19 protein-coding genes are annotated in these 22646 nt (G+C 34.5%); all 19 read right to left on the reverse strand.

Annotation, left to right across the window (positions count from 1 at the left end; all coding sequences use genetic code 11):
- Nucleotides 1–4 precede the first annotated feature (4 nt).
- Nucleotides 5–460, reverse strand: a complete 456-nt coding sequence (gene dut, locus ACUN8G_RS10840) for a dUTP diphosphatase (protein ID WP_437347420.1) — start codon at nucleotides 458–460, stop codon at nucleotides 5–7.
- A 93-nt stretch (nucleotides 461–553) separates the two neighbouring features.
- A complete protein-coding gene (locus ACUN8G_RS10845) occupies nucleotides 554–2017 on the reverse strand; it encodes a lipopolysaccharide biosynthesis protein (RefSeq protein ID WP_437347419.1) in 1464 nt (487 codons plus the stop codon).
- A 315-nt stretch (nucleotides 2018–2332) separates the two neighbouring features.
- Nucleotides 2333–2743 (reverse strand): acyl-CoA thioesterase, encoded by a 411-nt coding sequence (locus ACUN8G_RS10850; protein ID WP_437347418.1) that lies wholly within the window; start codon nucleotides 2741–2743, stop codon nucleotides 2333–2335.
- A 26-nt stretch (nucleotides 2744–2769) separates the two neighbouring features.
- A complete protein-coding gene (locus ACUN8G_RS10855; protein ID WP_437347417.1) occupies nucleotides 2770–3720 on the reverse strand; it encodes an acetyl-CoA carboxylase carboxyltransferase subunit alpha in 951 nt (316 codons plus the stop codon).
- A gap of 2 nt (nucleotides 3721–3722) precedes the next feature.
- Nucleotides 3723–5723, reverse strand: a complete 2001-nt coding sequence (locus ACUN8G_RS10860; RefSeq protein ID WP_437347416.1) for a glycosyltransferase — start codon at nucleotides 5721–5723, stop codon at nucleotides 3723–3725.
- A gap of 1 nt (nucleotide 5724) precedes the next feature.
- Nucleotides 5725–6441 (reverse strand): polyprenol monophosphomannose synthase, encoded by a 717-nt coding sequence (locus ACUN8G_RS10865; protein ID WP_437347415.1) that lies wholly within the window; start codon nucleotides 6439–6441, stop codon nucleotides 5725–5727.
- Nucleotides 6442–6457: 16 nt separating this feature from the next.
- Complete coding sequence (locus ACUN8G_RS10870; protein WP_437347414.1) at nucleotides 6458–7861, reverse strand: sugar transferase; 1404 nt, start codon at nucleotides 7859–7861, stop codon at nucleotides 6458–6460.
- Nucleotides 7862–7879: 18 nt separating this feature from the next.
- Nucleotides 7880–9067, reverse strand: a complete 1188-nt coding sequence (gene lhgD / locus ACUN8G_RS10875; protein ID WP_437347413.1) for an L-2-hydroxyglutarate dehydrogenase — start codon at nucleotides 9065–9067, stop codon at nucleotides 7880–7882.
- A 4-nt stretch (nucleotides 9068–9071) separates the two neighbouring features.
- Entirely contained in the window at nucleotides 9072–10205 is a 1134-nt protein-coding gene (locus ACUN8G_RS10880) for a glycosyltransferase (RefSeq protein ID WP_437347412.1), read from the reverse strand.
- Nucleotides 10202–11308 (reverse strand): glycosyltransferase family 4 protein, encoded by a 1107-nt coding sequence (locus ACUN8G_RS10885; RefSeq protein WP_437347411.1) that lies wholly within the window; start codon nucleotides 11306–11308, stop codon nucleotides 10202–10204. Before ACUN8G_RS10885 ends, ACUN8G_RS10880 begins: the two co-directional genes overlap by 4 nt.
- Before the next feature lie 8 nt (nucleotides 11309–11316).
- Nucleotides 11317–12555: an O-antigen polymerase gene (locus ACUN8G_RS10890; RefSeq protein WP_437347410.1), complete on the reverse strand. Its 1239-nt coding sequence runs from the start codon at nucleotides 12553–12555 to the stop codon at nucleotides 11317–11319.
- Nucleotides 12552–13985 carry a flippase gene (locus ACUN8G_RS10895; RefSeq protein ID WP_437347409.1) on the reverse strand — a complete coding sequence of 478 codons (1434 nt, stop codon included), beginning with the start codon at nucleotides 13983–13985 and terminating at the stop codon, nucleotides 12552–12554. Before ACUN8G_RS10895 ends, ACUN8G_RS10890 begins: the two co-directional genes overlap by 4 nt.
- A 27-nt stretch (nucleotides 13986–14012) precedes the next feature.
- On the reverse strand, nucleotides 14013–15053 hold the full coding sequence (locus ACUN8G_RS10900; RefSeq protein WP_445480939.1) for a glycosyltransferase family 4 protein: 1041 nt from the start codon (nucleotides 15051–15053) through the stop codon (nucleotides 14013–14015).
- Between the two features lie 58 nt (nucleotides 15054–15111).
- Nucleotides 15112–16344 (reverse strand): GumC family protein, encoded by a 1233-nt coding sequence (locus tag ACUN8G_RS10905; RefSeq protein WP_437347407.1) that lies wholly within the window; start codon nucleotides 16342–16344, stop codon nucleotides 15112–15114.
- Nucleotides 16345–16358: 14 nt separating this feature from the next.
- Nucleotides 16359–17822, reverse strand: coding sequence for an SLBB domain-containing protein (locus tag ACUN8G_RS10910; RefSeq protein WP_437347406.1), 1464 nt, complete (start codon nucleotides 17820–17822; stop codon nucleotides 16359–16361).
- 88 nt (nucleotides 17823–17910) lie between these two features.
- Entirely contained in the window at nucleotides 17911–19110 is a 1200-nt protein-coding gene (locus ACUN8G_RS10915; RefSeq protein WP_437347405.1) for a glycosyltransferase family 4 protein, read from the reverse strand.
- A 15-nt stretch (nucleotides 19111–19125) separates the two neighbouring features.
- On the reverse strand, nucleotides 19126–20145 hold the full coding sequence (rfbB, locus tag ACUN8G_RS10920; RefSeq protein ID WP_437347404.1) for a dTDP-glucose 4,6-dehydratase: 1020 nt from the start codon (nucleotides 20143–20145) through the stop codon (nucleotides 19126–19128).
- Between the two features lie 11 nt (nucleotides 20146–20156).
- Nucleotides 20157–20879, reverse strand: a complete 723-nt coding sequence (locus ACUN8G_RS10925; RefSeq protein WP_437347403.1) for a hypothetical protein — start codon at nucleotides 20877–20879, stop codon at nucleotides 20157–20159.
- A 450-nt stretch (nucleotides 20880–21329) separates the two neighbouring features.
- On the reverse strand, nucleotides 21330–22637 hold the full coding sequence (ftsZ, locus tag ACUN8G_RS10930; protein WP_437347402.1) for a cell division protein FtsZ: 1308 nt from the start codon (nucleotides 22635–22637) through the stop codon (nucleotides 21330–21332).
- Nucleotides 22638–22646: the final 9 nt, after the last annotated feature.

Consider the following 22646-nt stretch of genomic DNA (forward strand, 5'->3'; position numbering starts at 1 on the left):
CTCCTTATTTGCTGCCCGTGTGACCAAAACCACCTTCTCCGCGAGTGCTGGCATTGAGGTGCTCAGTTTCAATAATTTCGGCGCAATATACTTTTGATATAACCATTTGTGCTATCCGGTCACCTCTACTAATAACGAAATCCGAATCACCAAAATTGAAAAGAATAACTTTAATTTCACCTCTGTAATCCGAATCGATTGTGCCGGGCGAATTTAGAACTCCAATACCGTGTTTAGCAGCCAGTCCACTGCGCGGTCGTATCTGAACTTCGTAGCCAGAAGGAATTTCAATTCGTAAATTGGTCGGCACGAGCGCCACTTTCCCCTTTTCGACTACAATTCTATCTTCTACGGCGGCTCTTAGATCGAGTCCGCTGCTTCCCGAAGTTGCATAGGCGGGTAATTCTATATCATTAAATTTTTTGTCTATTCTTTGAATTTTTATTTGAACTTTTTCCACAATAGTTCCACAATTAATTGATTTGTTTATGTTAAAACCCAAGAGAGATTAAGAACAAAGGTACAAAAATTAGCAGAAAAATTTAGGGGGAATTTATTTCCTGATTACGAGACGCTTTGTCAAAAAAAGTAGTTCATTTAAATCGACAACTTTTGTTATAAACAGCATAACAACATAAACCAGCAGAAAAAGAATTTTAATCTGAACGTTCAATATCCCCTGATAGTATAGAATGTAATATGCAACTGAAGTTATAAAAATCAAAAACAATACTCTTGCTATCTTAGCGTATTCATATTTAATGTGGTAAACTTTTTGAGAAAAGTAAAAGAGCGTTAATGCCATTGTAATATAACTTAAAAGGGTGGCCAGTGCTGCTCCCATTATTCCCATATAAGGTATCAATATGTAGTTTGATGCAATATTGACAAGCGCTCCGCTACCAGTCACAATCGGAAAATATTTCGTTTTTTCCTCAATGTAGAGACCTGCCTGAAAATTGACATACATTCCATGGAAAATATATGCCAGTAAAATTATCGGCACTATTACCAGTCCACTCCAGTATTTATAACCGATGAGACTTACACCGCTCCAGAAACGAATTGTGGCAATCTCATCAATAAATAACGACAAAATAACCCAGAGCAACGATGAAGCAATTAAAAATAGAGTCAAAACTTTGGCAAATATTTCCTTAGCATTTTCTTCTTTCGAGTTGATCAATAAAAAAGGCTGCCAGGCAAACTGGAACATTTGCACAATCAGCATCATAAAGATCCCAAGTTTATAACTGGCTTGATAAATACCGAGTGTTTTCTCGTCTGTCAATGCCAGTACAATCGGGCGGTCAACCACCTGAACCAGCGTGGCAGCCATACTTGCCGGCAGATACGGTACGGCAAATTTCAACATTAACTTCAGATACTTTGAGTCGACTCGAAATTCAAAATTTCTATAAATATCGGGTATCAATACAATAAACGAAAAAGCCGACGCTGCCAGATTGGCTATAAATATTGCTTCAATACCCATCTTAAATTTGAGAATGAGAATAAGATTGAGCAATATGTTTAATGAGATATTTCCAAGTTTTATTAAAGTGAATTTGATCGATTTTCTCTGAAGTCTCAAATTTGCAAATGGAACTATCGCGAGTGTATCGAAAAGAATTATAAATATCAGATAATTATAGAGAACCTCGTAAGAATGCGGAATTTCCATCAGTTGAATCATACCGTTTCTACACACAAAAAGAAGAGCCGATAATATAAGCGATGTGAATGCAAGAAATAGGTAAGCGGTTGAATATGTCAGCTTTTTATCCTTTTCGTTTGCGGCGGAATTATACTTCATAAATGCCGCATCCATCCCATAAATGAACACCACATTTAAAAATGCAATATAAGCGTAAATGTTCGAATAAATTCCTACACCTTGCGGTTCGAAAACATTAGTGTAAAAAGGTACAAGCAGAAAATTTAGAAATCTGCCTACAATTGTGCTTATACCATAAATAGCAGTGTCTTTAGTTAATTCTTTTATTTTATCGAACATAGCAGACTGAAAATTATAATTAAAAGTTACAAAAAATTATTGAGATAACTTCGAAGTGTTGTGTAAACTCTTTCTACTTAATTCAAAGTTGTTTTATGCTTGGTTCTGGGTGCTTTGTTCTTTGTTTTGGGGTTCTTGGTTTTGGGGTGCTTAGTTCTTTGTTTCGAAGTGCTTGGTTTTTGGAGTTATTGGTTAATGAGTACTTAATTTTCGAGATGTTTTTATTCATTCGGGCGTTTAATCTATGTGTGGTAGTCATTAAAATGTTAGCACAAAGGTTTCAGTATGTAAAACGAAAAACTTCATCAGGGATAATTATTCAAAATATTTTTTCAGGGCATCTACATAAATTTTCGGTGGGCGCACAGCCTTTTTAGTATCGGTTTTAATGAAAACGTGAGTTGTGTAACCTTTAGCAATAAGCGTTCCGTCTTCCTTACGTTTGATTTCATATTCAATATGTACGCGAGGTGAATTAAGTTCATTTAACGATGCTGTTATTTGAAGTATATCGTCATACCTGGCAGGCGAAATGTACTGAACTTTTGCTTCAATAAGTGGAAGTTGATAACCGTTTTCTTCAACTTCAGAATACGACAGTCCTGTTGAACGGAGAAGTTCAGTTCTACCTACTTCAAAATATTCGAGATACTTGCCATTATAGACAAATTGCATTTTATCTGTGTCGGCATATCGTACTCTAATTTCTGTCGTAAAAGAGATCATCTGCGGTAGCTGTAATTAATCAAGGATTATTCTTTGTAAACACCCATCTTGCCGAATTTTTCCAGTCTGTACTGAATTAATTTATCGGGTTTAATTTTCAACAGGTCATTCAATTCTTCAATAAGAATTGATTTAAGAATATCGGCCATTTTCTGTGGGTCTTTATGAGCGCCTCCAAGAGGTTCCGGAATAATTTTGTCAATTATTCCTTGTTCGAGAAGATCGTCGGCTGTTAGTTTCAGAGCTTCGGCAGCCTGTTCTTTGAAATCCCAGCTGCGCCATAGAATACTGGAACAGGATTCGGGACTTATCACGGAATACCATGTATTTTGTAGCATAAGGATCCTGTCGCCCACTCCGATTCCGAGGGCACCGCCACTTGCGCCTTCACCAATTATAACCACAATAATTGGCACTCTAAGACGGCTCATTTCAAGAAGATTTCTTGCAATGGCTTCTGCTTGTCCTCTCTGTTCAGCTTCTAATCCGGGATATGCACCAGGTGTATCGAGCATTGTAATAACCGGCTTGTTAAATTTTTCGGCAAGTTTCATAAGTCGAAGTGCTTTGCGATATCCTTCTGGATTTGGCATACCAAAATTACGATAGAGATTCGATTTTGTATCTCGCCCTTTTTGATGACCGATTATCATGACCTTCAACTCGTCGAGTTTTGCAAAACCGCCAACAATTGCTTTATCGTCTTTAAAAAGTCTGTCGCCGTGTAATTCCACAAAATCTTTCGTCATCATATAAATGTAATCGAGTGTAGAAGGTCGTTCAGGGTGGCGTGCAAGCTGGACTTTCTGCCAGCGTGTTAGATTCTGATAAATATTTTTTTTCAGCTCTTCAACCTTTTCTTCTAATTTTTTTATTTCACCCGATATGTCGAGTTGCCCTTCATATTTTTTCATTTCTTCGATTTTATTTTCCAATTCTACAATTGGCTTTTCGAAATCGAGCATATTTCTTGCCATTATTACTCCGTCCTTAAAATCATTTTGGAAAATGTCCTACCGATTATTTCTAAATCGAGCCAAATATTTTGATTTTTTGCGTAAAATAAGTCCATACTTTTTACTTCAACTTCGTCATTCAGATTAATATTTTCTACGTACCAGAACCCCGTCAATCCAGGTTTGCCAACGTAGAGGTCGCCGTAATATGATTTATTTTTGGGACCGACAAAACTTTTCTTTCCTCTGATCACCAGAGGAACCTGTAGAACAAAATTACGAAAATCTCCTCTTGAGCTTTTTCTATTCCGGAATTTTTCGGTTAAATATATAAAAGGATATATTAATAGCAAAATGAAGATTAAACTCAAAATTTTATCGAAAACAAGTTTGGTAACGCGATGCCCAAATGAAGAAATGTTATAATTAATTTTTAAAAGAGGTATATCTTCGAGCATCGTTACAGACGATTTCCCCACAAGATAATCGAGTTCTTTACCAGAAACCATAAAATCGACATTTAATCCCTGCGACTCGGAAACGGCAAAAAAAATCTGGTCATAGTTAATTTCATCTGAAGAAAAGATCACTTTTTCGATTTTATGTTCGGCTATTATTTTTCTTAAATTATCAAGCGAACCAATTACTTTGTATCCGCCGATAATTTCGCCAATTTTTTTTCTATCTGTAGAAATTAATCCCTTAACTTGATATAAAGAAATGATATTCGATTTTAATTTGGAAGCCAGTTCGGCGGCTCGGGCAGGCGAAGCAACGATAAGAGTTCTCGCTTTGCGAGATTCACTTACAAGTCCCAATCGGGTAGACACCTTAAAAATTACCCGCCACAAAGAGAAAGTAACAAAAGAAAATCCGTATGTTATTAGAACTACTGCCCTGCTAAAAGCAAATTGTTTGAAGAAATAAGTCAGGGCTGAGAGGATAATCAATCCATAAACAAGTGCTATTAAACTTCTCAGGACTGAAATCGCATTTTTTTTGTAAGCACCTGCTATGTTAGATATAAATACTTGAAGCAATGAAGGGATAAAATAGACCCATGGTTTTGCGTAGTCCGGAAATCCGCGCCAGTGTTCATTTGCATAAATCTGCTCGGAGAGATAAACTGCTCCGCACATAAGAGCAAAATCAAAGAAGATACTGAGTAGTACAAGTTTATAAACATTTGTAAAAGTAATCAGTTTTCTGAAAAATATAGCAAATCTTAAAATTCCCTGAATAATGAAGGAGGAAGACAAATGCTTTTTAACAAAGAGATGCATTGCGTCGTAAAAATATTTTGTTTCGTCAATGCTACTCCTTTTTGTGCTTTCGCCCTTGTAATGAAATATTTCTGTTGAATGTACATAGTAAACTTTGTAGCCTGCCTTTTGTGCACGATAACATAAATCTAGGTCTTCGCCATACATAAAAAATTGTGGGTCGAATCCTCCAATCTTTTCGTAAACTTCGCGTCGCATCATCAAGAAGGCTCCACTGACAGCGTCCACTTCATAAGTTTGATTTTCATCTAAATAAGTCAGGTTATATCTCGCAAAGAATTTGCTTTTTGGGAAGAGGCTACTTAGACCCATTACTTTTGTAAAAGATGTCCAGGGACCCGGAAAGCTGCGTCTGCAAGCAAGTTGAAGAGTGCCATCTGGATTTAATACTTTACAACCTGCAATTCCAGCATCGGGATTTTTTTCGAAGAATTCAATCATTTTACTGAAAGTATCTTCTTTTACAATTGTATCGGGATTAAGCAATAGAAGATATTTGCCCCGTGCTTTTTTCAACGCAATATTATTGGCTGCGCCAAATCCAACGTTTTTTTCATTGACTATTAATACAACTTCAGGAAATTTCGCTTTAATTGCTTCCACACTTCCATCTTCAGAAGCATTGTCAACTACAATTACTTCAATGGAAAGGTTATTTGTGGCTTTTCGTATCGACTCGAGCAGATTAAGAAGGAATTCCTTAACGTTATAGTTTACTATGATAATCGAAAGGTCGATCATTTTAGTTATTCAATCCAAATAAACTTTTAAAGCGAAGTTTCCATACCATAAAGACTGCCTCGCGTACAATCTTACGGGACATTTTGGAAGTGCCCTGCACTCTGTCGGCAAAAGTTATTGGAATTTCCGTAATCTTAAAATTCTTTTTCCAGGCATGGAAATTCATTTCTATCTGGAACGAATATCCGTTCGATTTAATCTTATCCAGATCAATTGATTCGAGCACCTGCCGTCTGAAACACTTGAATCCACCAGTGGCATCTTTGACTGGCATACGAGTGATAACTCGTGTGTATACATTTGCAAAGTAACTCAGTAATAGACGACTAATAGGCCAATTGATTACTCTTACACCATTTATATAGCGGCTGCCTATGACCAGATCATACTCTTTAATTTTCTCGAGAAAGTTTTCAATTTCGTCGGGATCGTGCGAAAAATCGGCATCCATCTGTATAACGGCGTCGTATCCGTTTTTAAGCATGAATTTAAAGCCTTCAACGTATGCCGTCCCGAGTCCCAATTTTTTTTCTCTTTTTATAAGGAAAACTCTGTTATCCTTTTCGGAAAGTTCTTTTATATAATCCGAAGTACCGTCGGGCGAATTATCGTCGACAACTAAAATATTCAAATCGGTGTATTTATTCAGAATATAAGGAACAAGCTTTCGGATATTATCGAGTTCATTATAAGTTGGTATTATTACAAGAGTTTTCATAATTAAATTTCTATAATTATTCGTAATGACCTTTACCGAATAAAACGACAAAAACAGTTCGTAATATAATCTTGAAGTCTAATCGTAAACTCATGTTTTCTATATAAAACAGATCGTAACGCAATTTAATTTTAACGTCTTCAATCGATTCGTCGTATTTATGTTTTACCTGTGCCCAGCCTGTTAGACCAGGACGTACTTTAAGTCTTCTCTTATACAAGGGAATCTCTCTGGAAAGTTTCTCAACAAAAAATGGTCTTTCAGGTCGAGGACCTACAAAACTCATATCGCCTTTGAGAATATTGATTGCCTGAGGAATTTCGTCCAATCGTACTTTACGCAAAAATTTGCCTACTTTAGTAATTCGTGGGTCTCCTTTGGAAGACCAGACTGGCCCTGTATGTTTTTCGGCGTCTTTAATCATTGTACGGAATTTAATTATCTTAAAAATTTTTCCGTTCATGCCCACACGTTCTTGTTTATAGAAAACAGGACCTTCACTTTCGAGTTTAATTGCAATGGCAGCCAAAATTGTTACGGGTGAAGTTATGATGAGCAAAAGCAATGAGAAGAAGATATCCATTATCCGTTTTATTTTCTTTTCCCATTCGGGCATTAACTCCGGCATTACGTCGATTAACGGGGAGCCATAAAGTTGAAGTATCCTGGCTTGCCCGCTTATTATATCGTAGAGGTCTGCAACCATTTTAATTTCCACTTTTGTACTATCACATTTGTCGATCACCTTGATTATCAAATCTTCGTCGTGTTTATCCAGCGCAATAATTACATTACGAATTTCATCCTGCCCTATAATTTTTTCGAGTTCATCGATTGTGCCTTTTACGTAAATATTGTCGTGTGAATTGCCAGTATCTTTTTTTTGAGGAGCAACAAAAGCTACGACATCGAGTCCAAATTCGGGGTGGCGTTTAATCGAACGAAGTAATTCCTTAGCCTTATCGTTAAATCCGATAATTAGAGCTTTTCTACGACCAATACCGTTTATCAAAAGATGGCGCTGTAAACTTCGTACAAAGAGTCTGCCCGAACCGACAAAAAATAGGAATATACCCCAGTAAAGAAGAATGAAAAGACGAAATGACATTCTGCCATTCGTGGAATAGTCGTCCATTACAATTAAGAAAAAAAGGATAAAGATTCCAACGAAAGAAGCCTTGAAGAGAGTCGAGATTTCGTCGAAGCGCGAAAGTGCAAACCACGTACGGTACATACCGACGAATATGAAAATTAACAGCCAGTAAAAATAAACGGCAAGCATGGGAAGGAAAAAGTCCGGTTGAGATATCAGCTCGAACCAGCCTGTGTTGACTCGTAAATAAAAGAAAAGAAACCAGGCAACATTAATTGTTATAAAGTCTGTAACGAGCAGAAGAATTTTTTCTGTCTTTTTATTCAAACTTTGCTCCGAGAGAAACTATAGTTTGTTCAATACTGATTTTGATATTTGTTCGCCGATGGATAACGACGCTGTTGCTGCAGGCGAAGGCGCATTGCACACGTGTACGACCCTTTTGCTTTCCAGTATATAAAAGTCGTCGAGCAGATTTCCATTTCGGCTACAAGCTTGAGCTCTAACGCCAGCACCGCCGGGAATCAAATCGTCGGCAGTTATTGACGGCACTAATTTTTTCAATTCTTCCACAAATGCTCTTTTGCTAAAAGAGCGGTAAAATTCGCCCAATCCCACTTTCCAGTATTTAAATGCAATTTTATAAAATCCAAGCCATGAAAAAATATCAAAACTATCTTTAAGATTAAAATCGAATTTAGAATAACCTTCTCGCTTAAAACTCAGAACAGCATTTGGACCAGCTTCCAGTTCGCCATTGATCATGCGTGTAAAATGAACACCAAGAAACGGAAATGCAGGATTTGGCACGGGATAAATAAGCCCATTAACGATAGAATGATTTTTTACTTTGTAATACTCACCACGGAACGGAATTATACGTAAATCCAATTGCGGATGAGTTAATTTAGCAATCCTGTCTGAATGTAAACCTGCACAGGAGACCACTAATTTTGAAATGTAAGTTCCTCTGTCGGTAACTACTTCGCATTTATCCGTATTAATTCTAATATTCTTAACGCAACTGTTCAGTTCGATTTTTCCGTTGAGTTCGAGTATTTTGTCGAGATAAGTCCGGGCAACTTTTTTGAAATCGATAATACCGGTTTGAGGAACGTAAATAGCTTTGATTCCTGAGGCATTAGGCTCTATCTTTTTTATTTCTTCTTCGCTGATAATTTTCAATCCAGTTAATCGATTTTCAATCCCTCGCTTGTATATATTATCGAGCAAGGGAATTTGTTCACTGCTAACGGCTATAATAAGTTTGCCCGTCAGTTTATACTCGATATTATGCTTGTTGCAAAATTCAAGCAATAAATCGTATCCCCGTCTGCAATTCAGTGCCTTTAGGCTTCCAGGTTTATAATAGATACCAGAATGAATTACTCCGCTATTATTCCCAGTTTGATGGGATGCAATCTGTGATTCTTTTTCTATCAGCAGGATTTTTAAATCTGGATTTGATTCCAGAATTTTCAATCCTGTAGCCAGTCCTACAATGCCCGCGCCTATAATTATAATGTCGTGCATAAATTTATTGATTTAATAGCCGTTTATAAATATTCATATATTTTTCTGTCATGACATTCAATCCGAATTTTGATTTTAAAGATAAATTATATCTGATAATCTCTTCTTTATTTTCCTTTATAAATAATAATTTCTCCATAAATTCATTCAAATTATTCAACTTATAGAGCTGTCTAAAGTCGTTATTAATAATTTCTGGATTACCTCCAACGTCAGTAGTAAGTATTGGAAGGCCAGCAAAAAGCGCTTCCAGTAAACTTATCGAAAGGCCTTCGTACCTTGAAGGAAGGACGAAAAGATCAAAAGCTTTAATATATTTGTATGATTCTTTTATTGCTCCCACTAAAAAGAAATCTTTTTCAAATCCCATATTTTCTATTTTCTTTTTGTACTGAGCACCGAAAGGTCCATCACCAATTATAATTATTTTTAACGTTGGTATATATTTTTTAACAATAGCAAAGTTATCTATTAAAAAATCATAATTTTTTTGGTACGACAACCTTCCTGTAGAACCGATAATAAAACAGCCGTCAAAATTATACTTGCAGAGTTTACTGAAGAATTCAATAGCTTGTTTTTTAGATAAATATTCCATTTCCTCTTCTGCAAGACCATTATAAATTACTTCGCCTGAACTAACGATTTTATAACGAATTGCCTCTTTAAAATTTATTTCGCTTACGAAAACAGATGCGTCCAATAATCCTGACAATGCTTTGAAATAGTATTTTGTAATAAACTTAAAAATTCTATGAGACTGGTAATTTTTATCCAGCAAAGAAAGACCATGGAAAGTAAAGACTATCTTAGGTTTGTACTTCAAAAAAAAAGTCGATATTGTAGAGAGCAAAGTATTGGTACTATTTAGGTGTATTATCTGAAATTTGTACTTTTTCAAGAGTCGATAAATATCACAAACAAAGTAGAGGGCGTTGAAAAGGTTTACATCGCGTTTCAGAGATTTTAGATAATAATATTGGATATTATGCTTTTCTAATTCATCGAAAAGATATCCCCCTTCGCCAGCAGCAACTGTAACATCTACGCCTTTTTTTTTTAATTCTTTCGCGAGATTTAATACAAATACCTGCGCACCGCCAATTTCGGATTTTGTAATTACAAGAAGAACTTTCATGATTTCATATCATTTATTATGGTATAAAATTTATGTGTTATAGTACGGATATCAAATTTTTCAGCCTGTTCTAAGGCTCTCTTTTTCATTAAAACATATTTGTCGTTATCATTGATTAATAGTATAATAGTGCGAACAAAAGCGTCAACATCAAAGGGATCAATTGTAAAGCCACCTTCTCCAACAACTTCAGGCAAAGACGAAGTGTTTGAAGTTATTACTGGTAATCCACATTTCATTGCTTCGAGGGGTGGTATGCCAAAGCCTTCGTAAAAAGAAGGGAAAAGGAATAAAAATGCTTTGTTGTAGAGAATATTTAATTCTTCATCATTGACATGATTAACAATAATTATTTTATCATATCTCTTCTCAAGTTCACCTTTGAGTTCGTTATAACCGTAATTAGCTTTACCAACAACGATTAATGGTAATTTATACCCCTTATTCCATAAAGCATCGATAATGTTAATCAATCCAATGACATTTTTTCTTTTCTCGATTGCACCAACATACAATAAGTACTTATTTGGGAGTTCAAAACTAAATTTTTGTTCATGCAATTCATCATTTAGTGGATAAAAGCATTGGCTGGCTGTATTGTAAGTAACATCTATTTTATTACTGGGAATATTAAAGAGTCGAATAATATCTTGTTTCGAATGTTCTGATACTGTTAGTACCTTATCTGCCACTTTCAGGCTACGAGGGATAACAATATTCAAATAAGACCTATAACTAAAAGAATAATACTCTTTGTATATGAATGGGATAACGTCATGAATTACCGTGATATATTTAACTTTACCAATTTTTTTAAATGGTAAAATAATGTTTGGTGAAACAAAAACATCGATATTATACTCTTTAAGGAACTTTGGTATAACAATATTCATCCAAAATGGAGAAAATAACTTATAAGGAAGACCGGAGTTATACTTAATAATTTTATAGAAGTTAGTATCAACATATAATTCTTCTGTTGTAAACAAATAATATTCGTTATACCTATCAACTTGAGGAAGCATCTCCAATATATTTTGTAGATAGCGACCAGTACCGGTTAGTCCTTTGTTAAGTACCCTGGAATCGATAGCAACGTTCATATACAACACTATCTAATAATAAACATTGTTGTTATATATAAGACTATAATATCAAAAATATAAAATAACCAACTGAGCATAGGATTAAAAAAAGAAAACATAATAACCATTACAAAAACACCATACATTGTTATTGTGTTAACATTAGGTTGAATTCTCATCCTATAGTAAAGGAAGGAAGACACTAAACCAAATATATAAGGTAAAATCATAATACCGAACACATAGAAATCTCTAAAATTGACAAAAAACATACCATAGGTATTATAATTATAATTTATCAAATAAGGGTTGTCGATATAATTAATATACTCATGCAGCCAGTGTTTTATGCCACTTATAGCAAATAAAAAATCGAACGACGATAATCCATAAGTAAATTCTTCTAATTTTGGAGTTGCATATGCATAGTTTTCTAAATTCATTGATATATACATATATGGTTCAGTAAATACCGAATAATCGGCACTGTATTTCATCTGAGAAACATAATGAAAATACTGAAGAATCAGACTTCCAGCTCTTAAGGAAAGGATTAAATAAGAGATTCCAGTCAAAAATATAATTAATATAACAAAGGTTTTATAGTTAAACTTATTTGTTCCATAATAAATAAATACAGTAGAAAGTATTATAGTTATAAACAAACCAAACCTTTGTAAAAGAAAAAGGAAGCTAGCTAACGTAGTTAAAAAGATAATAGCTAATAATGATTTCTTTAAGAATCTCTTTTTAGTCACTACAAAATAAATAACAATGAAATATAAAATTAGAGGAGCTAAATGAATAAGCAATCCAACACCGAATAGACTCCATTTAGTTCTAGCCTCATTAGGATATTTGGTAAAAAGAGGGACATAACCTAAATATAAATAAATTGCTAAATACGAAATTGCATACACTAAGAACAAAATTAAAATGGATTGAGATAATTTTTTATCATTCAGTTGAATACTACCCAATCTATTTCTAATTGAAGTCAGCGGTATAATTTCTTTATCAAAATAAATTACATACATAGTAAAGATACCAGCCAGTACAGAAAACACAGGTATTAATAAGTAGATCCAGCTAATTACAGGCCATTCAAATTGTAATCTACTTAATTTGAGATGTGTAACTCCTATTGATAGCATCCATACAACTGAAAACAGCCTTCCCGGTGACAAAAGATCTAATTTTCTTGTTAATGAAAATATTAATGTAAAAAGAAGTAATATAAACAAAGATAAACTGATTTCATTCATTTAGTTTTAATCTTATATTTCAAAGGATTTATAAGAATTCTTTCTTCACGATTTAAAAATATAAAGTAACCGTAAACAAATATATATATAATAGCAATAATAAATTGAATCAATAATGATTTAATATAGGCTAATAAAAGAGCAAGTATTATTATAGAGACAAAAAATGATAGCGTTGTTTTATTTACATACCAATTTTTACAAATGTTATAGTTGAAAAAGATATAGGTTATTAATATCAATAAATTTGTTATGAATCCTGTCCATACTAAACCGAGTACACCATATTTGTGAATAAAAATTATATTCATAACAATACTAACTATGGTTACAATGAAGACGGTATACGCTCGTAAATTTTGCTTATTAGCTGTCGTAAGCAGTAAGCCTAGTGGTTCTATAAGAAACCGGATAGCAATAATTAAAACATAATACTTAAGAATCTCTGCGGATTTGTTAAAATCATTATCATAAACAAAATTTATTATATCTTTAGAATTCAGATAAATGATAATTGCTGCTGGAAAAATTATTATCATCAGGAACTTATTAAATAAATAAGAATATTTTTCCCAGGCTAATTTGTTTTCGTTATTTAATCTTGAGAGTGCTGGCAATAAAGCATTGTTTATGATCTCAGGAATTATTAGTAAAATAACCAATAACTTAAATGCAGCTTGAAAGATACCTACTGCCCTTTCATTAAGTATATATGCCAATAACAATGTATCTATATTATAGTATAAATAATTAAAAATATAATGCAAGCCGAATATACTGACCTTATTTCTATATTTATTGATTAAGCTAAAATCAAATTTAATTTTTATACTGCTTATAAAACGTAATAAATCGTAATAAGCTATAGCTAAAGAAAAAATCCTAAATACTACCAATGAAAGAGCTATATAAATAATTTTGAAATTGAAAAAGTAGAGCAAAGCAATAAGAACAATAACACACAGATTATAAATAAATGTAACCTTTGTCTCTATTTCTAATCTTTCTATACCTTTGAAAAAAGCAAAAAAATAATTTAGTAAAGATGATGTAATTAAATAAAAACTCAGAATAATAAGTAATCCAGAAGTTACTTTACCAATATCAACAATGATTATATACACCAAGAGTAAAGAAAATGAAAAGACTATAAAAATAATTTTAATAGAAAACAATTCATTGAAAATAGAATCAATGATAGAACGATTTTTGGGTAGTTCTGTTGCCAGCAAAATATCTATGCCAAAATCAGAGATGTAAAGGAAAATTGTGATTGTAGTAAAAGCATAAGTGAATTGTCCAAACACTTCCGGTCCATAAAATCGTGCTATGGTCAAGAAGAGAAAAAAATTAGCTATAACACGAAGAGATGTAGTTAAAAAAGAAAAAAAAGAATTTTTCTTAATACTTCTTTCTTCGCTTTTATCCAACTCTGCTCTAATCACATTTTTATAATTTCAGTGTAATTGTTGATAAATATTCAGATGTATCTTTGCAATATTTTGATAATTGTACAAAGATAGATCCCCATAATTCAAATTACGGCGTATCTCCTCGTTTTTAACATCAATTCTATGAAGGGCCTCTAAAAACGAGCTCTCATTTTTTAATTCAAAAACTAGCATCTGGTTATTGTGTCTCATGTTTAACTCAATAGAGGTTGGTATGTTTGAAATTATTATTGGAACATTTTGACTCATTGCTTCAATTATAGGCATACCAAATCCTTCGTAAATTGAAGGGAAAATAAATCCCCTACTAAATTTGTACAATGCCGGTATGTCTTCATCATTAACATAACCAAGGCTCAGTATTCCATTTTCTTTAGTGACTAGTCCTACGAATTCACTAGATCTCCACCATTTTAAGCCTCCCAGCACAAGCAAAGTATTTTTATCGATTATCTTTTCTTTTTTGGCCTTGATAAAAGATCTGAGCAAAAATTCCATATTTTTTCTTTTAGACAAGCTTCCTAAAAAGAAATAGTAACTATAAGGTTCTAAATTATATTTATTCAGCTGTTGAATTGATGGATTGGAAATTAAAAATAGGTCCCTAATACCATCATAAGCAACATATAATTTTTCTTCCAATTTACTTCCAAACATATTCAATATTTCGTTTTTAACTGAATGTGAAGGTGTAATAATTCCATCAGCTCTCTTCAACGCCTTCTTAATTGCATGTCTATTATAACTGACATATATAAAAGGGACAGTTTCAGGATAGAAAAATACACCGAGATCATGAATTGTTACAACTTTTTTACTCTTGGAATTAATAAGGGGGACATAGTAATTTTGATAGTGTATTATATCAAATCTACGAAACGGATGTAAAATGTTAATTAAGGCATCAATTGCAAATTTTCTCAATCCTTTCGGAAAATATTTCATTGTCGAATAATCTGTTATTGAACAGTCAGCAATACGAGAAAGATGCTTATATAATAGTAATGCATGATAACCTATACCAGTAGGATACCTGTAACTCGACATTCCCTCGTCGATAAGTATTTTCAGTTTATGCGACATTTAAGATGATTTACTGGTAATATTAATTTTGTTTCCTTTTAATCTTTAACCAACCTGTCAATTCTTCATATTTACCTGGATTAATAGATTTAATCTTATAAAATAACTCGAGAATAAATATGATAAATATGCCGAGGATTACTGATCCAACAAAACTTACTGCCGCATATATACTTCCCTTGGGTTTTGCTTTTCTGTCTGCAGGACCAGCTTTATCAAGCACAAGCACACTGGGAGTATTGCGTACTTCTTCTACTTTAGCCTGCTCGTATAATGGCTGAATAAATTCTAATATTTTGTACTGAATTTCCAGATTCCTGTAGATTTTCAGATATTCATTTCCCAATTCTGGCGCTTCCTTAAATGGAATTAACAATTTTATATTTTTCTGGGATACGTCCTTGCCAGAATTAAGCAGGTCAATTTTCTTTTTAAGTTCATTTAGTTCTATTTCCGTTGTGTGTACAAGAGGATGATCTATACCATAAATCTGTTTAACAACATTAAATTCAACTTCTTTACGGTACATATCCAAATAAATGCCCGACATCGATTTAACAGTTGCTTCAATTTGCTCTGGGACAGCTATTACTCCATATTTTTCCTGAAATTTCTGCATTTCAGTTTCAAGGTTTTTAATATCCGTAAGATTCTGCAAATACCTTTTTTCAATAAATTCTCTGTTAGCTTTGGCATTCGTAATACTCAATTGTGTATTGATTTCATTAAGTCTGTTAACCATATAATTTGCTATATCCGCAGCTTTTTGAGGATCTTTATCATAGACTGTAATAGTTAAATTACCTTCATCCTGGATTTCTAATTCAAGATTAGATTGCCATTTTTTAACTACTTTTTCATAATAATCATCTTCCATATCGTATTCTTCTCGGAGTCTAAATTTTTTAATTATTTCATCGGTCAACGTTGCACTCTTTAGTATTGCTATATATCGATCCGTTTCAGTATTTCCACCCGTTAATGCAGCCAAGCCTTTACTAGCAGAAAATCCTTTCGCCAGACTCGACAAACCAGATAGAGTAGATAATATATCGTTTCTTTCTGCAGCCAATACAGAAGCTGTCGACTTGTACCATTTGGGTGCAAGCAACGCATATATTGTGGTTCCAGCAGTTATCGTAAAAATGAACCAGAATAAAAACTTTCTATATTTAACAAGCACTGATAAAAACTCTATAAACGAACTTCCTACTATTTCTACTTGATGTTCTGTTGATTGATTAATCCGATTCATTACTGTTCCAAAATTTATTTAGTAATTTGTAAAATCAATATTATAATAGTCGTTATACTCCCTATTATGCTCAACACGGCTCCTGTTCTTGCTACATAAAACCATGTGGTCCTTGGTATGTCTTTCGGCACATAGATATAATCACCAGGTTCAATCTTCAACTTTTCTATTTCTTTTGTAACCCAATTTTTTCCTTTCCCTTTAATAACAACAACGTGGTCATCGCCTTTTGCTGTTTCGGCTAGACCCCCAGCTTTTTCGATGTAATATTTATAGTTCATATCAGGGACATACTTAAAGTACCCTGCTTTAGCAACTTGCCCGAATACATAAACGTATTCGAATTTCGAGGGAACCAAAATCACATCACCGTCTTTAACCAAAAATTTACTTTCTTCGGATTCTGGATTCTCAATCTTTGTAAAGTCTACCAGCGATTCACTTTCCAAAACCCGAAGTTGGTTATCGATATTAAAGAATAGTGTATCTTCCTCTGTTAGATTGGCAAGACGCATCATTTCCAGTAGTTTTTTCTTCTGTTCAAGTTGAAATTGTGTTTCGGGCAGGAGTAAATTATCGTTACTTTCAACAAAATCTCTTGACAGCTGATTTTTCCTCAAGATACTTTCCGGTGCGTCATTCCTAAGTACTTCTGCTCTATATAAATCTGCGTTAACAGTAAAGCCTCCGGCTCGCTTAATTACTTCATAGACAGGCAATCCTTCGGCAGTTAGATAAACATATCCGGGATTCTTCACTTCTCCAAGAACAAGGGCTTTATAATCATGTCGCTTATTCTCTTCGGCAATTATTTTAATACGATCACCTCTTCTGAGTTCAATATCATCCGAAATATTTGTTTGAATAATTTCTTCATTCAAACCGTCCGCCGAAAGTCGATAAATTTCAGCTCTACTAACATTTTCGTATGATTTACTAATTCCACCAGCAAACAAAATCGCATCGGATAAACGGTCACCTTCCACATATTGAAACTTGATCGGCTTGTTTACTGCCCCAGAAATGTCGACAAAATCTTTTTCTTCGTCGTAATCGGGGAAAATAATTACATCGTCATCTTTAAGATAAGGGTTGTATTTAAAGTCTCCGGTCAATCTGAATTTCAATAAATCAATAATCATTTCACTTCGGTCTGCCCTCATTAATTTAATTCCCCGCAAAGGATAGCTCTCCAATTGCTTCTTTACTATATTAATTGTTTCTAGCTGCGTAAGCGAAGCTAATGCCTCTCGCTGCGACTCAATAAATAGATTCGTAATAAAATGATCGAGCCTTTGTACCGACAAAGCAGTAAAAGAACCGTTTACAATAAAATTACCACCGATAGTAACAGTTATTGGCTGTGTGAATAAGGTCGACTTGTCACTATTTGTCGTATTATTATCGTTTTGCTGCGCAGATATTATTGATGACAATAAAAATAATTGAAGGACGAGATATCTTATGTTTATTCTCATTTTCTAATGCCAATTAATTTAATAATATTTTCTGGATGTTGAACCAAAAAATAGAACTTTTAGACCACCCAAACAAATATTTCTTAGTCTAATATTCTTTTAATACTTTTTCGTATATGTTTATCAACTTTTCATAATGCAGAGTTCGATTAAATTTATTTCTTGCTGTATGAAGAGCACGGCTACACATATCGAGATATTTTTCCTCGTCAAGGCTATAAGCACTTTTAAGTGAACCAACCAACGAATCGATATTATTTGGTAGGTAAAGAAAACCATTTTCCCCATTTTCAACTATTTCAGGGATTCCACCCAGAGCTGGTGCAATTACAGGTCTACCAGCCGCAAAAGCTTCAATAACAGCATATGGATTATTTTCGTATGTTCTCGATGATATAACTACAAAATATGATTGTTTTATTGCATCTTTAATTTCCTTTCTCGAAAGGTTGCCTAAAAACGTTACATTCTTACTGGATGTAAGTCTTAATGTATCAAGAAGCCTACCCTCACCCGCTATAATCAATTTAAAAGAATTCAAGCGCCTGAATGCCTCGACCAGTAAGTCGACTCCTTTGTTATATTCAATTCTTCCGATAAACAAAAAATCCCGCCTCACTGTCTTCGTAATTCTGTTTTCAATTTCATCAGTAAAATTGTACAGTACTTCCGATTTTTTTTCTAAGTCGGGAAATAGACTAAGAAATTTGTTTCTCGTAAAATTGCTCACAAAAATGAAGTAATTAAAATACCTTCTGAAATTAAGAAACAGGTCACGAAAATAACTATCTACTGCCAGTAAAATACTTCTTGTCAGGCCTTCATTCGAGCAACTGTTCAATATGCAATGATAATATTTTCCTCCTGCGCATTTTTCGCAGACGCCCTTTTTTCTGTTATAAAATTCCCAGACAGGACATAAATATTTGAAGCCGTGTATTGTAGTGACAACTGGAATTTTGTGTCCCTTCAAAACAGGCAGAATTGAAAATGTTAGTCCACCGTTTATATTATGAACGTGAGCAATCTCTGGCTTAAACTTATCAATTACTTTTTTAAGCGCATATATCGAATTAAATGAATAAAAAGAATCTAAAGCCCTCAGTAATCTGTTTTCAGGACGTGATGGAAAGTATTGCAAATATTCAGAATTGTAATTAACAGTCGATTTTAAACTAAATGGAATTGCGGTATGCCCTTTGTCATTGAGTAATTTTTCTGTTGATAAGAAGAGAGTTTCGACGCCTCCGCAATGGTAATAATTTTTATTGCAGAGTAATATCTTCATCTCCTAAGAATATAATTAGTCCCTGCCGTACTGTGTCTTATAATATTTTTTATATTCGCCCGAAATAACCCTTTCCCACCAGCTTTTATTATTGATATACCATTCGATAGTTTCATCCAGTGCAGTTTCAAACTTAAGTTTTGGTTTCCAGCCAAGTTCATTCTGGATTTTTGAAGAATCGATAGCATAACGGCGGTCATGCCCCGGTCTGTCTTTTACGTATTCAATGAGGTCTTCTGATTTATTCAATTTTTTTAGTATCAGTTTGACAATTTCGATGTTTTTCATTTCTCTACTTGCACCGATATTATAAACTTCACCAGCTTTCCCTTTTTCAAAAACGGTTTCGACAGCTCTGTTGTGATCATACACATGAATCCAGTCCCTCACATTCAAACCATCGCCATAAACCGGAAGTTTTTTATTATTAAGAGCATTGATTATCATCAACGGTATTAATTTTTCAGGGAATTGATATGGACCGTAATTGTTAGAACATCTCGTTATTACAACCGGAAGTCCATACGTGTGATGAAATGCCAGTGCCATCATATCGGCCGCAGCTTTGCTTGACGAATAAGGACTATTTGGCGATAGAGGTGTCGATTCTGTGAATAATCCTTCTGAGCCCAAACTTCCGTATACTTCGTCGGTCGAGATTTGCAAAAATTTTTCTACACCATACCTTCTTGCAGCTTCCAGCAGTATATTTGTTCCGATTACATTTGTTCTGTAAAAAATTTCCGAACCAAGGATACTTCTGTCGACATGAGATTCGGCGGCAAAATTGATTACAAATTTGATACGATACTTTTTAAAAAGATAATCGACCAGCTCTCTGTTTGTAATGTCTCCTTTTACGAAAGTATAATTCTTGTTGTTCTCAACTGGTTTCAGATTTTCCAGATTCCCGGCATAAGTTAGTTTATCGAGGTTAACGACAAACCAATCGTCATGTTCTGGCAATAGATTGTTAATAAAATTACTTCCAATGAAGCCCGCACCGCCAGTTACAAGAATAGACTTTAAGCTCATCTTTTACCCTCTCAGTAAGAAAAGAAACCGAAATAAATTCCTGTTTGAATAAAGAATGTATTTGAATTCAAATCCGAAGGAACACCCTCTATATTTTTACCATTATTAATTTCCCACTCGCCTCCAAAATTGAAACTATAGCCCGCTCCTACTCTGAAGGCAATAAATCGATTAATTGGAATGTCAAAATTTATAGTTGGTGCAATGAGATAAGAAGTTTTAGACAATTTATCGCTTACTTCCTGAGTTTTATTATTTCCCTTCTGCCATAAATTTTCCCAGTTATAGTTCATACTCGATTGATAGATTTCAATTTCGGTTGAAGTCATACCAATAATGCCTCCAACAGAAATTGCGATGCGATGGACAGACGGGAAAGTGTATTCAATGGTTAGACCACCCAGTCCGTAGCCGTATCTTACTTCTTTATCGAACTCGCCTACTTTGCCTGATGTATTCATCGAGCCGCTTAAACCAACACCACCTATTCGGAGATTTTCCACAAACATTATATAAGCATAACCACTACCGCCCCATGCAATCATACCGTTTTCAGACAATCCACTCAACCCGATACTTTGTATCTGAGAGTTCAAGGGCTCGACATTGGGGAACAAATATACAGGGTTAATTCCGCCGGCTAATCCGAAACGTGCTACCCATCCGATTTCAGCATTTTCCTGAGCCGACAGAAGTGTATACGATACTATCAATAAAAATAAAATTCTCTTCATATTAATACTTTCCGAATTGTTTATGTCAAAATAAGAAATTATTAATCAAACTTAAAAACGAGGAATTGATAACCTGGAGATTACTCACAATTCCCTCATGAGATTTTTTATCAAGAATATTCTGTGTTGATAGGTAATCGAAAATTGCAAACTTCCCTCGTCGTAAATGAAAAATGGCTGCTTAAATATCCGAAGCTTGCTTTCTTTATTAATGATGTACCAATATCTTCATTTGCTAAAATTACTGAATAAGGAAGTAGATAATAAAAATTATAGCTTTATATCTAAACACCCGATAAATCGTACTTTTTTAATCAAACAGTTGTAGTAAAGAATTACTTCAGTAATTGGAAAGATTTTCCTGAATAGGATTAATAAGGCCGGACTGATTAATTGGATCACTCTCGTCACCACAACAAGGATAATCAAATCCGGCCATATTATTCTTTTTTAATCCATTATTTTTCTTAAGAACGAAGAGGAATCTTCGTCGTCATTATTTTTTCTTTCGTCGTAGTAATCCTTATTTTTTGTTTTGAATCCGGATTGAATTTCATCGATATCATTTTCTGGAAAGAGTTTCATATCGCCACGAACACGAGAAATTGTTGGAATATTAAGATCCTGTTCATTGATGTTAGCTTCGTTTAAAATGATTTTTTCTTTTGAAAATCCTCCGAAAGATGGAACGGACTTTTTGTCTTTTCCGGAGTTTTTACCATCCCTTCTAAAACTTCCTATTCCGTTCGTTTCGAGGTCGTCGCCAAATCCAGTAGCGATTACAGTATAAGAAATATAATCGTTCATATCTTCTTTATTGACGATGCCGAAAATAACATTTGCTTCTTCACCCGCTGCTTCAAAGATAATGTTATTTCCCGCTTCTACCTCCTGCATGGTCATATTTGACGAGCCTGAAACGTTCAGGAGAATGTTTTTAGCTCCTTTAATCGAAACTCCTTCGAGCAGAGGCGACGAAATAGCTTTTTGTGCAGCTTCGATTGCTCTGTTTTCACCGCTTGCAATTCCGCATCCCATTAATGCATGACCGCTATCGCGCATGACTGTTCTCACGTCTGCAAAGTCGACATTGATAATACCGGTCATTGTGATAATGTCTGCAATTCCACGTGTAGCTTCGTAGAGTATTTCATTAGGCTTATCGAATGCAGCTCTTGCTGCCGTGGCAGTGTCAATTATACTGAGGATTCGGCTGTTTGGAATTACAATAAGGCTGTCTACATATTGCTTAAGTTCCTTAATTCCATCTTCTGCATTTTTCATTCTCTTTTTGCCTTCCCAGTTGAAAGGCTTTGTAACGATACCTACTACCAGTGCGCCAAGACTCTTAGCAATCGAAGCAACAATTGGAGCTCCTCCTGTACCGGTTCCACCGCCCATTCCTGCCGTTACGAACACCATATCGCTGCCATCGAGAATGCGTGTAATTTTTTCTCGGTCTTCTTCGGCTGCTTTTTTACCTACGTTAGGGTCGGCTCCAGCACCGAGTCCACGCGTAACGTTTGTACCAATCTGGATTTTATGATGAGCCAGGCTGTTCTTAAGTACCTGGGCGTCTGTATTGATAGCCACGAATTCGACGCCGGTTAATCCGCGGTGAATCATGCTGTCGATTGCATTGCACCCACCACCGCCAATACCAACCACTTTCAGAACGGCAGACAAATTTTGTGAATCTTCCCTGTCGAGAGTTACAAATTTGAGTCGTTCTTTTTTTCCGTCAGTATAATCGGTCATAATTCCTCC

Source organism: Melioribacter sulfuriphilus (assembly GCF_052656625.1).